Raw genomic sequence first — 15343 nt, forward strand, 5'->3', positions numbered from 1 at the left:
TCGGTTTAATGAAGATGATAAAAGCAATAATTATTATGAAAAAATATATATTTAATATTCGAATATTTATAGGGCTTATATTTTTCACATTTGCCTGTAACAATGATTTTCTGGATAGAAATCCTTTAGATAGTTATTCAGATGCAGTTGTTTGGTCGGACATAAGTCTCGCAAAATTTTACCTGAATGAATTGTATAATAATGTAGAGTGTGGTTGGAATCAACGGGCCCACGGGTATCAAACAGGACTTTTTGTTGGAGAAACAACAATGACAAAAGGAGCTGAATTGACTAATTATTCCAATGGCAATATTAGTGCGGGGAGTCCAGGTGTGGATCGGGGACACCTGACCTGGCATCATTTCAGCAATATCCATAAACTGAATGTGTTCCTCGAAAGAATCGATGAAGTTCCTGACGCATACAATGAGTCGGAGCGAGAACAAATTAGAGAGCAAGTAGAAGTTTTGAAAGGAGAAGCGATTTTTTTGCGGGCTGTATTTTATCACGATATTTGTCGGTCCTATGGAGGTGTTCCTTTGTTAAATGAACCAGCAGACCTTGGGGAGGACTTTTCCAATTTCACTCGAAATACTTTTGCCGAGACTATAGATTTTATTGTGAATGATTGCAATGAGGCAGCTCAATTGCTGAAACCGAAAGAAGAAACGGAAATGGGACGGGCTTGTAAAGAAGCAGCAATTGCCCTGAAATCCAGAATGCTATTGTTTGCTGCAAGTGACCTGACAGCTGATGATGAAGTGGAAAATGAATATGTGGGATATATAAATGCGGATCGCACCTCTTTATGGACTGCGGCTCGTGACGCTGCGAAAGAATTGATCGACATGGGGACTGCTCAATTGGAAGATTTTGGTGCTCCCGATCAGGAAGCCGTTGCTGAGAATTACTTCAACTTTTTTAAGGCCAAAGATGTATCCAGCCCGGAAGTTTTGTGGGCTAAAATGCATCGTGCAGATGTAGGTTTTATAATCCGTACAAATTTGAGAAATGGACCAAATGGGATAGATAATTGGGGGAATAATTCCCCGTATGGTAGTTTTGTTGATGGGTATCAAATGGCCGATGGGTCCGATTTTTTTGATCACTATGAGTTTAATACTAACGATGAATATGTAAATGTTTCATCTAAATATACCCAGAATAACCCCTACAAACAGAGAGAGCCCCGTTTTTATGCAAGTATACTATTCGATAGCGCTGTATGGCAGCCAAGATTTGATAATCTGGCACCAATTGATCCATTGGGAATATACGACAGACGGACTCGGGTGGTGATTGAAAATGGGGAGGTAGTGAGTGAAAGATTTGGACTTGATACGAGACAAGGACCTCTTTCTCCTTCCAATGGTAACTATACCGGATATATAATGAAGAAATTCATGGATGATGAAGTAGTAGGAAGAGATGAAAATAATACGAATCTTATAATATGGATACGGTATGCCGAAGTCATTCTCAATTATGCTGAAGCCGCTTATGAGCTTGGGGATATAGAGACGGCCACTACTTATATTAATATGATTAGGAACAGGGCCGGTCTTCCGGATTTTACAGGTGATGTTTTTGAAGCATTACAGTATGAAAGGAAATTTGAATTATTTTCAGAGAACTTGGCATGGTATGATGTTAGAAGATGGAAGGAGTTAGAGGAGAATTTTGACCCTATACTCTATGGGGTGGATATTCGTGAAGTGACGGAAGATGGCGAGGTCACTACCACCTGGAGAAAAGTACAGGCAGCCCCAGAACGGATTTTTTCAGAGAAGATCTACTGGATGCCAATCGAAACTGATGAACTGAACCGGGCACCGCAATTAGTACAAAACCCAGGATATTGAGAGACAGGAATAGGGCGCTAATTTCTTCTTACTTTAGAAAAGAGGAGGAATTATACGATCGAAGTATAGATGTGTTTTGACCGGGATTAAGGTGGGATTTTATTGCCAATGTGTAGTATGATTTCCCGGGAGAAATCAATAGTCGATAAACCTGTTAAGGTTCATTTTGAATGTATTATCACTTTGTTAGCAATAAATGTTTTTTTAACTTATAGTCATTAATGGGAATTCTTATTACGATTAAATCGACTCTTCTGAAACGAGCTTTAGCTTTGGGATTGATTTTGTTAGGATCAGTTTCATGTTCCATAGAAAGCGAAAAAGAACAAAATTCTCATAGTGTTGAGAAATCAAAAGCAGGACAGATTTATGTGATTTCGGAAGAGGAAGGTAAAGAATTTCTCGACAGTATCAGGGAATCAAATACTAATTCTGTGGAATGGAGGAAGAGAGCTAAGGTAATAAGATCCCATATCTTAAAGACCACTGGATTAAATCCATGGCCTGCCAAATGTGCGCTTAACCCCATTTTTGGAGAAAAGCGTTTATTGGATGGGTATCAGGTTCAGAATGTAGCTTTTGAAAGTCTTCCGGGTGTATATGTAACCGGATCAATATATAGTCCGATCAATAGTCCTGAAAATCCTGCCGGGGTGCTCAGCCCTCACGGGCATTGGCCTAAAAGAGAGGATTATGGTCGATACAGACCCGACGTTCAAAAAAGATGTGCCTCTATGGCACGAATGGGTGCTGTTGTATTTTCCTATGACATGGTAGGATACGGACAACTAGCTGATATAGGATGGATCCATAAACATCCTGAAACTATGAAATTGCAAATTTGGAACAGCATTCGTTCTGTGGATTTTTTGGTTTCACTGGGGGTTGATTCAACACGGATTGCTTGTACAGGTGCATCAGGAGGAGGTACCCAAACTTTTCACTTGGGAGCTGTGGATCCCAGAGTAGATGTTTCAATTCCTGTCGTTATGGTTTCGTATCGTACATTAGGAGGATGTATCTGTGAAAATGGCATGCCTATTCATAAATCTGAAGGTTTCAGGACTAATCATGTAGAAATGACGGCTTGTGTTGCACCTAAGCCATTGTTGTTAGTTTCGGTCGGGATGGACGCGACTGAAGCTACACCGGAAGTAGAGTTTCCATTTATGCAATATATCTATGGCTTGTATGACAAGAAGGAAATGGTAGAGAATGCTCATTTCCCAAATGAACAACACGGCTATGGTCCAAGTAAGCGTGAGGCGGCCTATACGTTTCTTGCCAAACACATGGACCTGGACCTTTCAAAGGTGATGGATGAGGAGGGGAAACTCCAGGAAAGAGGGATAGTCATTGAAGATATTGAAACTTTGTACCCATTTGATGAGAAGCATCCTTTTCCTGAACATGGAATAAAGAACAATAATGATGTGGGCTGGAACTGGAAAACAGGAGAATAGATTAGGATAAGACATAGATGAAAATGAAACATATAACTAATGAAACGTAGAAAATTTGTACAGACATCGTGTGGATTTATGGCGTGGACTATTGCTCCGGGGAAGTGGAGTGTAGAAAATCTTACGTTTTCAAAACGTAACTATGATTGTGTTGCTATATCTTCGGAGAACATACAATCTGATATTCCTGTTCAAAGAATAACACCTGATGATGGGCATTATAATTTTACGTATTACGATATTCCTGCCCATAGCCCCTCCAATCGTTATTTAGCAGTGACCAAAGTACCATTTCTGGAGGATCGTCTTCCACGATACGGTGAAGTCGCAGAGGTTTGCGTAATTGATCTTCAGGAACAAACGATTTCCACAGTCTACAAGACCATAAGTTGGGGGTTTCAGACTGGAGCTTTACTTCACTGGGGGGATAGTGATAGATACCTGTATACTAATGACTCATTCAAAGGTGAGGATGCTGTATGTGTCCAAATTGATTTGGAAACCGGGAAGACAACGGCCTTTGCCGGCCCTATGTATAATATTGCGCCCAATGGTCAGTTTGTAGTAGGGTTTCCCCTAGAGCTTTTGAATATCACTCAGCAGGGATATGGAATTCCTTCCAAAGATCCTCTTAATCCCCGTAAATTGCCAGTGGGAGCTGCAAAAGACCAGGGTGTATGGAAGACCGACCTATTGTCTAATCACAAGGAATTATTGGTTAGTCTGGCTGACATGGCTGCTAAAATACCTGTAGAACCACCGGAGGAAAATGGAACGTATTATTGCTGGCACACAAAGGTGAACCCACAAAGTACCCGTATCCTTCAGGTGTTTAGATGCGTTTTTCCAAGTGGTTTTGGTGGAAGAAATCCTATGGTTTTTACGTATAATACAATAGGGGAGGATATCCATCTTGCTTCCGGTGACCATATTTGGGGCCAAGCAGGAGGCCATCCTAATTGGCACCCGGACGGAATAAATATTATCCGGGTTTTAAAACCTGAGGGACCCCATTCACCGTACCGATTTTGCCAACATCGTTACGATGGTAAAAACTTTCATGTATTATCAGATTCAATTATTGGGGGAGGTCATCCGCGAATTACTCCGGATAGTAGGTATATTTCTACGGATGCCTTTCCCGTTGAAAATGATGAACAAATGTTGAAACTGAGATTGATCGACCTACAAACTAATACAGATCATTCCCTATTAGCTATGAATACATCCCCCAGACAGGGACTCAAGAATTCGACTCTTCGTCTGGATGGCCATCCTACATGGGATCGATTTTATAAAAAGCTGGTTTTCCAGGCAGCTCCTGAAGGTAAAAGACAAGTGTATGTAGCAGATCTATCGTCTGTTATAAATTAAAAGGTCAATTGAATTTTTGAAATAATAGATGTTTTTGAAATATTTAAAAAAGAATAATGAAGAAAATTTGCTTAGCGATATTAGTATTGATATTGGGAACGTGTTTCTCAAGAAATGGCTATTCTCAAGAAACGACCTGGATTAAACCCGGAATACATACTTTTGAAGTCCCCACGGATTATTTAAAAGAAAGGAATGAAATACCCGAATTTTGGGTCACTACTAATGATGAGGTTAACAATTTCCTTGATACAAAGATAAAAAAAGGGAAGGTGAAGCAGGTCGGCACTTCTGCGGGAGGCCGTCCAATACGAGCCGTTTTTTACGGTAGTCCACGGAAGGGTGATGGTACAAGTACTTATTCCGGATCTTTAGGATACCGGGATATAAAAGCCTATCGCGGACCTGATCACGAAAAAACGGTATTGTTAGCCATGGCTGGTGTACATGGTGGAGAATTCGAACCTATTATGGGGATAATTAACCTGCTTTCCGTAATTGAAACTGGAAGTGATTTGAGAGGAACTGAATGGGAGCAATATGATGAACTTATTAATTCAATCGATCGGATAATTATTATTCCTATTATGAATCCTGATGGAAGGAACAGAGTCCCTATACGAATGTCTCCTCACAGTGGAATGAACCACAAAGTGATTGAATTTTGGAACACAGGAGGTTTCCCCGACGGAAGGATAATAGGTTGGCCCGATATAAAAGAGCATATTCCTTTCGATTTTACAACGCCTAAATTTCCTGGAGGGTACTCGAATGAAGCCGGAGTGAATTTTCAACATGATGATTTTATGGGAGAGATTCAACCTGAAACGCAGGCCTTGTATGATCTTAGTGCCCGTGAAAAACCGGATATTATTTTAAATATGCATACAGGTGCTGTTTTCCCTAAAATACACAGAACTTTTTTAGAAAAAGATCTCAATTCTGTCTATGATGAAATTTATAAAGAAATTTTGACGGGATGGACATTGGCAGGATTGGAAAGAACAAATGACCTGGATAGAGAAACGAATCCGGAAAGATCAATCAATAGTCCTTTTAATTTAAATAGTGCTCTATCTATGCATTGTGGTGCATTAACATTTACTATGGAGTCCCCAAGTCACGGTTTCTCTTCAACCAGGGATGAAGAAGGTGAAATGATTATTTTTACCCCTGAAATGTTACTTGATGTACAGTTAATCGCTTATCAAAAAACGCTTGAATTTTTGGCTGAGTCTGGTGGTTTGTCAAAATGGAGACCTAGTAAAAATAAATAATTGAAAAGGTAACTTAGAATATAATATGAAAGACAATTTGAAAGTATCTACAGCACAATTCGAACCCAGGAGCGGTGACAAAGAATACAATCTTGAGGTAATGGAAAACTTAATAAAAAAAGCCGCACTAGAAGGTTCGGATGTAATTAGTTTTCACGAATTATGCACTACAGGATATACATTTTTGAAAGAACTCGATAGAGAATCTGTTTATGAAATTGCTGAAACTATACCGGAAGGGGATACTTTTAACAAACTAGTAGAATTATCCAAAAGCTATGGAATAACCATACTGGCCGGTATTCTTGAAAGTGAGGATGAAAATATTTACAATTCCTACGTTTGTTTAGATGAAAACGGACTGATTGCTAATCACCGCAAAATTCATCCTTTTATCAGTTCCTATATGTCTGCCGGTGAAAATTATACAGTTTTCGAAATAAAAGGATGGAAGTGTGGAATATTAATTTGCTATGACAATAATATTATAGAAAATGTTCGCGCCACTACTTTGCTGGGGTCAGAAATTATTTTTGCACCCCACGTTACGGGATGTACACCGTCTTCGATGCCCGGTAGAGGATTTGTCGATGGAGAATTGTGGGATAATCGCCGTCTGGATCCAGTGGCTTTACGACAAGAATTTGATGGTCCTAAAGGTCGAGGATGGTTGATGCGGTGGTTGCCTGCCCGAGCTTATGACAATGGAGTATACTATATCTTTTCAAACCCGATAGGATACGATGGAGAACACCTCAAAAATGGTAATTCAATGATATTTGACCCTTATGGAGAAGTGCTTTCCGAAGTACGTAGTTTTGAAGATGAAATTACTACGGCTATTCTGACGAGTGATAAACTGGAAAAGGCAGGTGGTTATCGCTATAGAAATGCCCGGCGTCCCGAATTGTACAAGGATATTTTGGCCAGGGATCATAATTCTGATACACAACCTTATTGGTTAGAAAAAAATAGAGTAAAATAACCCACTTTTGATTGTGTGGGCTTTTTGTAATTGTAATAAACAATTAAAAATGATGAGAAGAAGTATAGTTAATATTGTATTGATAGGTTTAATAGTGACTTTGTTCACAAGTGTCCACTGTTTGGCTAATTTTATTACGCCTCTCAAAGAAAGGGGATACAGTGTGATTCCATCACCTCAAAATGTGAAAATTACCGAGAATGATATTGTTTTAGATGATTCATGGTCCATAGATTCTCGGTTGCCTGACGACCATATTGCCTTTCAAACACTAAAACTTGATTTTGAGAATTGGTTTGGGATTGAATTAGATGGGAAAGGGAACAAGAAAATCGAGCTTTCGATCAATGAGAACATTTTTGATTCCGACTTGTCTAATGCAGTAAAATCACAGGGATATATCATAGATATAAGTGAGGAGAAGGTTTCTATAACTGGGGGTTCTGATGCAGGCCTTTTGTACGGAGTTCAAACATTGAAGCAATTGGTCAGGCAAAATTCCGGAGTAGGAAATTATATTGTACCAGAAGGATCTATTTCAGATTGGCCGGATTTGGAGTTGCGGTTTATTCATTGGGATACCAAGCATCACCAAGATCGAATGGCAACCCTGAAAAGATTTATTGATCAAGCTTCATATTTTAAGATTAATGCCATTGCTTTTGAGATGGAAGATAAGTACGAATATCCCAGCCATCCTATTATTGGTGCTCCCGGAGCATTTACAAAAGAACAAATGCAAGAGCTTACAGAGTATGCACTGAAACGATTTATTGAATTAGTGCCATCTGTGCAAGCTCCTTCTCATATGGCCTTTGTGCTCAAGCACGAGGAGTTTGCGCATGTAAGGGCTGATGGGAGCAATTACCATAGTTGTATGTGTGATGAGGAGGCAATGGAGTTGATTTTTGATATGTATCAGGATATGATTGATGCCACGCCTGGAGTAGAATACTTTTTTGTATCTACGGATGAGGTGTATTATGCTGGAATATGCGATAAATGTGAAAAAGAGTATAATGAAGAAAACAGAAGTCTTACATGGGTGAATTTTGTCAACAGGGTATACGATTGGATGCAAGAAAGAAATAGAAAAGTAGTGGCATGGGTTGAATATCCTTTATGGCCTGAACATATTGAATTGTTACCTGCCGGATTAATTGATGGTATTACAGTTCCTAATCGGTCTGAAGAATGGCTTGAGAATGAAAATGAAGCAGGGATCAAACAATTAGCTTATAGTTCGATGCAGGGGGCTGAATATTTGTTTCCGAATTATTTTCCAACAAAATACCGAAATGGCGAAACAGAAGGACGTTTGAAAGAAGCGTCTCAAAAAGTTCAGGTCATTCGAGAAAAAGGAGCCAAACCCATTGGATCATTTGCTGCTGCCTGGGATGATGCTGGATTACACAATGAAACATTTTGGTTGGGGTGGGCTACAGTAACCCAATATTCCTGGACAGTATCCAAACCGTCATTAAATCAAAATAATGCCGACTTTATGGATGCATTTTACGGATATGACGCTCCTTTCATGGTAAACTTATACAGGGATTTAGAAGTTGGAGCAAGGTTTTATGAAAGCGTTTGGGATACGCGAATTACTGATGAAAGAGATCCCGTATATGGAAGTTCGTATGGAAAAGGGGCTTACGATAAATATGACCCCTACTTGAAAATGCCGGAAATTCCACATGCGAAGACGTTGGATACAAGACCTGTATTTCAATTGGAATACGGTGATAAAATAGAAGAAGCAGTTCAACTAGAACCTATATTGGAGCAAGTAATTGACCAGCTTCATTACAAAATGAACAAAGTATCTAGAAATAGATATAATCTTGAAGTATTCTTATCTATTGCCGAACTCGAGTTATTTACCGTACAGACTATAATAAAAATTGCTGAGCTGGAAACCACCCTGGTAGGATTGGAAAAAAGAGGAAGATCACATTTGGAAAAAGTCCAGGAACTGCTAGAGGTAAATAAGGCTGTCGGTGATATACTAAGTAATCAAAATGAAATGTGGGATAATCTAAAGACGGTGTGGCAAAAAAGTAGATTTGAAAAAGGAATGAGTGTCAATGGTAAGCATTTTGTCCACATACTCGACGATGTGAAGGACCATTTTGCAGACAGAAGAGTAGGATTGGATTATATGTTGGCCCCGTTTCAGAGAATGGAAATACCTGAATGGAAAAATCAAATGGGTCAATTAATTAAAGATTATGCGCAATATCACGATGTGAAAATATCGGAAAAGGAAAAGAAAAGATTGGAAGACTAAAAAAGTTTCATAAACTTTGTTATTTTAATACATAAATGAAACTTATATTTATTATTATCGGATTATTTTACATTGTGTCATGTACGGAAATAACACAAAATAGTACGGAAAGAGTTGATCATCAATATTTCAAAGCAAGCTTTGAACATCATTATGTAACTCGTGATCTACCCGGTAGCTCAGACTGGGGGTATGGATGTCCTACATTGGCTGATTTTGATAATGATGGGGACCTGGATTATTCTTTTTCCGGCCCGGAAGGATTGTATTGGTTCGAAAACGGAGGGGTGGATTCATGGACTCGACATGATGTTGGAATATTGGATATACGTGCCTTAGGAGCTAATTCTTTTGATGTTGACAATGATGGTTGGAAAGATATAGTAATTGGAGGAAATTGGTTTAGAAACCCTCAATCCCCTACAACTGAGAGTTTTTATAAGTATACTTATGATCCTGAAATTAATTCAAATATTCATGATATAGTAATTGAGGATATTGACGGCGATAGAAAGAAAGATGTTATTGTTTTGGGAGAAGATGCAGGGCTGTTTTGGTACAAAATTCCAGAAAATTCTCAGGGGCCATGGACTAAATTCACTATTACTCTGGATGTGTTAGAGTCCAAAGATCACATTCATGCAGGATTTTTTCCCAGAGGAGTGGATGACCTGGATGGAGATGGCGATGCAGATGTCGTTTTACCTGACCGCTGGTTGGAGAATATCGATAACGGGAAAAATTGGAAAAGACATCCCTTGCCGTTTGGCAAAAGAGGGCCATACGGTTTGTCTTCCAGAAGTTGGATTACTGATTTGGACAATGATGGAGATGCAGATATTGTTATGACAGACTGTGATCAGGTCGCATCGCGGGCTGCCTGGCTTGAAAATGACGGTGGAATTATTCCCCGTTTTACTACGCGATTCTTACCCTTTTCAGCACCTGGAATCAGAGGATCTTTTCATTCTTTATTTGTTGGTGATTTGGACAATGACGGGGATAAAGACATAATGACTTGTGACCAGGAAGACGATTCTATTCCGCCGGAGGGGGCTTCGCCTAGATGGTATGTTTGGGAAAACTTCGGGAATAGTCAAAATCCCATTTTTGAAGAACGGGTAATTGCAAATAATCGAATTGGTGGACATGATGCCCTAGTTGGTGATTTGGACAATGATGGAGACCTTGATATTATTTCGAAAGTATGGAACCTTTGGCCGGAAAGTGGTAATAACGGAGTGGAACATGCAGACCTGTTAGAAAATAAAGTTGTGAATTAATCAAATTTTAAAAATGGAGAAATTCTTTGCCCTTTCTTTTTTGTGTTTATTTTTTTGTAGTTGTGGTGATTCAAACATAAAAAATGATATTGATAAATTTCCAGCCGAACTGGTTGAATTTGAACCTTCTGAAATGAACCCCGTTTTCAAAGGAGGCGGTAAGGGAAGTTGGGATGAAATGATTCGCGAAAGGGGGTTTATTTTACACGATGGAGATCTATATCGAATGTGGTATACGGGGTACAGAGATACTGTATCAAATATTAAATATTTAGGGTATGCAACTTCAGAAGATGGCATCCATTGGGAGAGGTATAAAGACAATCCAATATTCAGAGGGAAATGGACAGAGGATATGTTTGTTCAAAAGGTGGGCAGTATTTACTATATGTATGCCGAAGGTACTAATGACAGGGCTCATTTGTTAACTTCCAAAGACGGTATTCATTGGGAGGAAATAGGTGATTTGGTAATTGAAAAAAGAGATGGTGAAATAATAGAGCCTCCCTACGGAACGCCGACTTTGTGGATTGAAGATGGGAAATGGTACCTTTTCTATGAAAGAAATGACATGGGAGTATGGTTAGCAACATCAAACGATAAATTACATTGGAAGAATGTGCAGGATGATCCGGTATTACCCATGGGACCCGGGGAGTATGATAAAGAAGCGGTCGCTGCCAATCAGATTGTGAAACAAAACGGATATTACTATTTATATTATCACGCCACTGGACATCCGGAATGGATGACCAAAGAAGTAGATTGGTCTTCTAATGTAGCTAGATCAAAAGATTTAATAAACTGGGAGAAATATCCTGATAATCCGATTATAGATGGCAATTTCTCCAGTCCAATTTTGGTTTTCGAAGGGGGCAAGCCAGTATTGTATACAATGCATGCACGCGTAGACCGGTTTGAACACAAGAATTAAGATATTGATTTGCCAGTTGAAGCTATTGAGTTTTATTTTTTATTTTTTTGTTGGGCTTAATCCTTTGGTAAGCCAGTCCGGTTTGGATACGGAATTGCCTTTATTAAAAGTGAAAGATGGACATCCCCGATTGTTTCTGAATTTACAATTGATGGTTGAAATTAAAAGGAATGCCTTGTTTCGGGATCAAGATATTTTTAAAGAGATAAAAGAAAATGTAGATAAACTGGAAGGATCTGATCTTGAACTGGAAAATCCCTTAATACGCGATGGCCATAAAAGCCCAAGTCATAAATTTGGTACGCGAGCTGCTGAAGCAGCTATTCTGTTTTTGATTTTGGAAGATCGGAAATACCTGGAAATATCTAAAGACTTGTTGAGGATAACGATTAAGTATTATCAAATAAGGAATGATAATAATCTCAATATTCATTGGTATAATTTCAGCAGGATCAATGCTCTGGCCGCGTTTGACTGGATATTTAATTACCTTTCAAAGTCAGAGAAAGATGAATTGGGGAGACCATTATTGGAGGCAATCGCCTTTATGGCCGACCACCCTAATCGAAGAGATATATTCAGGAGGAATGGGGGAGGAGTACAGTCAGGGTTTTACGGGCCTAATGCATTGCCGTGGTATGCAGGGGTTGTTTTTTACAGAACTGGAATCAATGATTTATTAGCTGAAAAACTATTAACATCAGGTTTTGAAGACCATATTAAAATGTTGAAGCACAGAAGTAAAAGAGCTGGCGATGATGGAGGGTCAAACTCTGGAGTTATAGGATATGCGCTGGGAGCGTATCCCTGGGCTGCATTCAACTTTTTTCATACCTTTTTTTCTGCGACGGGTATAGACATATCTAAGAGATGGGATTATCTACCGAATTTTGTCAATTATGTATTTTGGAATTGGTTGCCAGACAAACTGGAATTTGGGTACGGCGATGCCAAACATCTGGATAATGCATTACCAGTTGGCCTTTTGTCTCTTCATCTTGAACAACTTTTGCATTTTTACAAAGATGACTTTCCGCAAATGGAAAAAGTAGCTCGTTATTTGATAAAGCAATTAAGCGATGTTCGACAAGAAGATTTTCCATACATGAGATTTTTATTAAATCCTGGTGTGGATAAGAAAGCATCTCTTGGTTTTTTACAAGAAGTACCCATCGCCAGGCATTTTGAAAATATGGGGCAGGTATTTTTCAGGTCTGGGAATAGAGTTGACGATACCTATGCCCTTTTTACCGCTGGTGGAAGTGCGCAACACAAGCATTTTGATGACAATAATTTTGTAATTTTCAGAAATGGATTTTTAGCCTTGGATTCAGGAACACGACCGCAACCCGGTATTCATTTGTCTCACTATTACTGCAGGACGGTAGCCCACAATTGCATAACAGTTAAAATGCCTGGAGAACAAATGCCCAAATATTGGGGCGGACCATCAAAGAAAGAAGAAGATTTACCGATTCCGAATGATGGTGGCCAAAATGAATTGATTGGTGGCCATATTTTTGCCTTCGATGAAAACGAACAATATGCCTATGTGGCGAGTAATGCCACAAATTCATATCATGAGGCAAAAGTAGAGGAAGTAATCAGACAGTTCGTTTTTGTGCCACCGGATCACTTTGTGATTTTTGATAGAGTAAGGTCTACAAAACGGGAATATTCAAAAAGGTGGTTATTACACACAGCTTCAGAACCGGAGATGAATTCATTACAGTTTAAGGCGAGTCATCAAAAGGGTGTTTTATTTTGTCGAACATTATTCCCGAAAAGGGCAAAAATTGCCAAGGTAGGTGGTGAAGGAAAACAATTTTGGTCTGATGGAAAAAATTGGTTATTACCAGAGTTAACGCCTGACGACTGGAACTACAAAGGTATGAATTGGCTGGATAATGAGCACGATCTATTTGGGCAATGGAGGGTGGAAGTTGTTCCGGAGAAGGCTGCCAAAGAAGATTATTTCCTGCATTTGATACAAGTAGGGGATGGGGCCATGGAACAAATGACAGTTTCCAAAGCTATTGCATGTGGTAATTCATTGGGAGTTGGATTTCAATATGGAGAAAAAGAATTTGAAGTTACTTTTTTCAAAGAAGGGGATACAGGTGGTGAAATCACCATCTTCCGGAAAGGTCGTAAAATACTGGAAGAAAATTTCACAACCGATCTGAAGTCACAAAAGGGATTTTTGGATTAATGTTTTTGATCCGGAAGTTATTTATAAAAACTAATGTTTGGAGAATTTTTTAAGAGTGTAGACCCCAAGAATATTTTGAAGAATAAGATAAAAAATGTAATGATGAAAAAATTAATTTTTCTCACTCTACTTTGTGTATCAATTGTGATGCTTGACAAGGGGAACTGTCAGTCCCAAAGTAGTTATCAAATGGAAGCGGTAACGGAATTTTCGCTAGGAGAGGCTGTAGGCCAGGTTCGGGCTGTCCCGGTAAATATTGATAAAGAAAAATCGGGTTTGCTTTTAGTGTATTCCAAGGATAAAGAGATAGATCCCTGGAATGAAATGTTTTATGCGCCGACTGATAATCTAAAGTTTGCTATGTACAACCATAATGGAGAACTTTTATGGAGAAAAGAGCTCGAATACGGCACTATCAATGGGGTGTGGTTTACTCCCGTATATCCTTTTGACCTGGATTCTGACGGAACAGAAGAAATTTACTTTGTTAAGAATACAGATTCTGTTCATATTTTAAGTTATGACAAACTTCGATTAGTAGCTCTTGATTCCCGGAATGGAGAAACAATTGGCCAATGGCCTTGGAAGAAAACAGTGTATGGATCGAATAGTGCTATGTTTCGTAACTTTATTATAGGTGGATATGTAGAGGAGGAGCCTGTTTTGATTACTGCTCAGGGAACGTATGGTAAAATGGGCTTGCAAGCCTGGAATAAGGGAATGAAAATGCGATGGGATCTTTTAATTCCAGACGATAATAAAGGAGCAAGAGGAAGCCATATGTCGCCGGTGTTGGATATTAATAGAGATAATGTCGACGAGATATTATGGGGTGAGCGATGTATTAGTATTGATAGTGGGAAATACTTATTTATTGCCGATAAAGATAGATACAATGGTCATTCTGATGTTATTCAGCCAACTCTTGACCGGTCTACACAGGATTGGTATCTATTTACATGTCGGGAAAGCGGTGAGGATGGCAGCATTCAGCCACGGGTAGTAATGTTTGACGATCAAGGAAACCGGGTTTGGACGGACCTGGAGGTTGGACATATGGATATGGGATGGACTGCACACGTGAATTCAGGAGAGGCGAACGTATTGGCATATACTATAAGTAGAGGTGATAAGGTTGCGGGTCCTGATGGGTTTATTAGGTTTGATGTGAAAGAGTATATCTACCATGCCCTAACCGGGGATAAAATGGAACTCTCTTTTAATGTTTACAATACAATTCCTGTAGATATAAATGGGGATGGATATCATGAGTTTATTTCTGGGTTGGGTGAACAAGCTGATAGGAATTTGTACACTGTGGGGGGTGAAGCCATATCTTACTTGGGAGAAAGAGCATATGTAGCGATGGCTTCCAAATTTATGGACTTGCCCGGAGAACAGATACTTTGCTATTACCCAAATGGCGATGTGAAAATATGGGCGGATAAGAAAGCTTTTGATACTCCGGTTGCAAGGAAGCGTTATAGAAACCCTTATTACCACTCCTGCCAAAAATTGACGGCAGTAGGATATAATTTGTCGAATTTGGGCGGCTTGTAAAAGAGTATATTTTTTGTAAACTACATTAGATATAAAAATAATAGTATTGTAGAAGTGTTGCGTCAAGTATCTTCCTGTCGCTGACCGCACATTCTCAAAATGA

Annotated in this window: 10 protein-coding genes; all 10 read left to right on the forward strand. The window is 39.2% G+C overall.

The window, feature by feature from the left end; translation table 11 throughout:
- Nucleotides 1–35 precede the first annotated feature (35 nt).
- Entirely contained in the window at nt 36–1862 is a 1827-nt protein-coding gene (locus LVD47_RS13410; protein WP_236977154.1) for a RagB/SusD family nutrient uptake outer membrane protein, read from the forward strand.
- Nucleotides 1863–2083: 221 nt separating this feature from the next.
- Nucleotides 2084–3325 (forward strand): alpha/beta hydrolase family protein, encoded by a 1242-nt coding sequence (locus LVD47_RS13415; protein WP_236977156.1) that lies wholly within the window; start codon nt 2084–2086, stop codon nt 3323–3325.
- 39 nt (nt 3326–3364) lie between these two features.
- On the forward strand, nt 3365–4699 hold the full coding sequence (locus tag LVD47_RS13420; protein WP_236977158.1) for a hypothetical protein: 1335 nt from the start codon (nt 3365–3367) through the stop codon (nt 4697–4699).
- Nucleotides 4700–4755: 56 nt separating this feature from the next.
- On the forward strand, nt 4756–5976 hold the full coding sequence (locus LVD47_RS13425; protein ID WP_236977160.1) for a M14 family zinc carboxypeptidase: 1221 nt from the start codon (nt 4756–4758) through the stop codon (nt 5974–5976).
- 25 nt (nt 5977–6001) lie between these two features.
- Nucleotides 6002–6961 carry a nitrilase family protein gene (locus tag LVD47_RS13430; RefSeq protein ID WP_236977162.1) on the forward strand — a complete coding sequence of 320 codons (960 nt, stop codon included), beginning with the start codon at nt 6002–6004 and terminating at the stop codon, nt 6959–6961.
- A 49-nt stretch (nt 6962–7010) separates the two neighbouring features.
- The gene (locus tag LVD47_RS13435) at nt 7011–9251 is read left to right on the forward strand and encodes a beta-N-acetylhexosaminidase (RefSeq protein WP_236977164.1); all 2241 of its coding nucleotides are present in this window, start codon (nt 7011–7013) and stop codon (nt 9249–9251) included.
- Between the two features lie 35 nt (nt 9252–9286).
- Complete coding sequence (locus LVD47_RS13440; protein WP_236977166.1) at nt 9287–10534, forward strand: FG-GAP repeat domain-containing protein; 1248 nt, start codon at nt 9287–9289, stop codon at nt 10532–10534.
- A gap of 13 nt (nt 10535–10547) precedes the next feature.
- Nucleotides 10548–11468, forward strand: a complete 921-nt coding sequence (locus LVD47_RS13445; RefSeq protein ID WP_236977176.1) for a glycoside hydrolase family protein — start codon at nt 10548–10550, stop codon at nt 11466–11468.
- Nucleotides 11469–11619: 151 nt separating this feature from the next.
- Nucleotides 11620–13680 carry a heparinase II/III domain-containing protein gene (locus tag LVD47_RS13450; RefSeq protein ID WP_236977178.1) on the forward strand — a complete coding sequence of 687 codons (2061 nt, stop codon included), beginning with the start codon at nt 11620–11622 and terminating at the stop codon, nt 13678–13680.
- A 102-nt stretch (nt 13681–13782) separates the two neighbouring features.
- Complete coding sequence (locus tag LVD47_RS13455; protein WP_236977181.1) at nt 13783–15240, forward strand: hypothetical protein; 1458 nt, start codon at nt 13783–13785, stop codon at nt 15238–15240.
- Nucleotides 15241–15343: the final 103 nt, after the last annotated feature.

The organism is Membranihabitans maritimus, assembly GCF_021729145.1.
Classification (GTDB): domain Bacteria; phylum Bacteroidota; class Bacteroidia; order Chitinophagales; family Saprospiraceae; genus Membranihabitans; species Membranihabitans maritimus.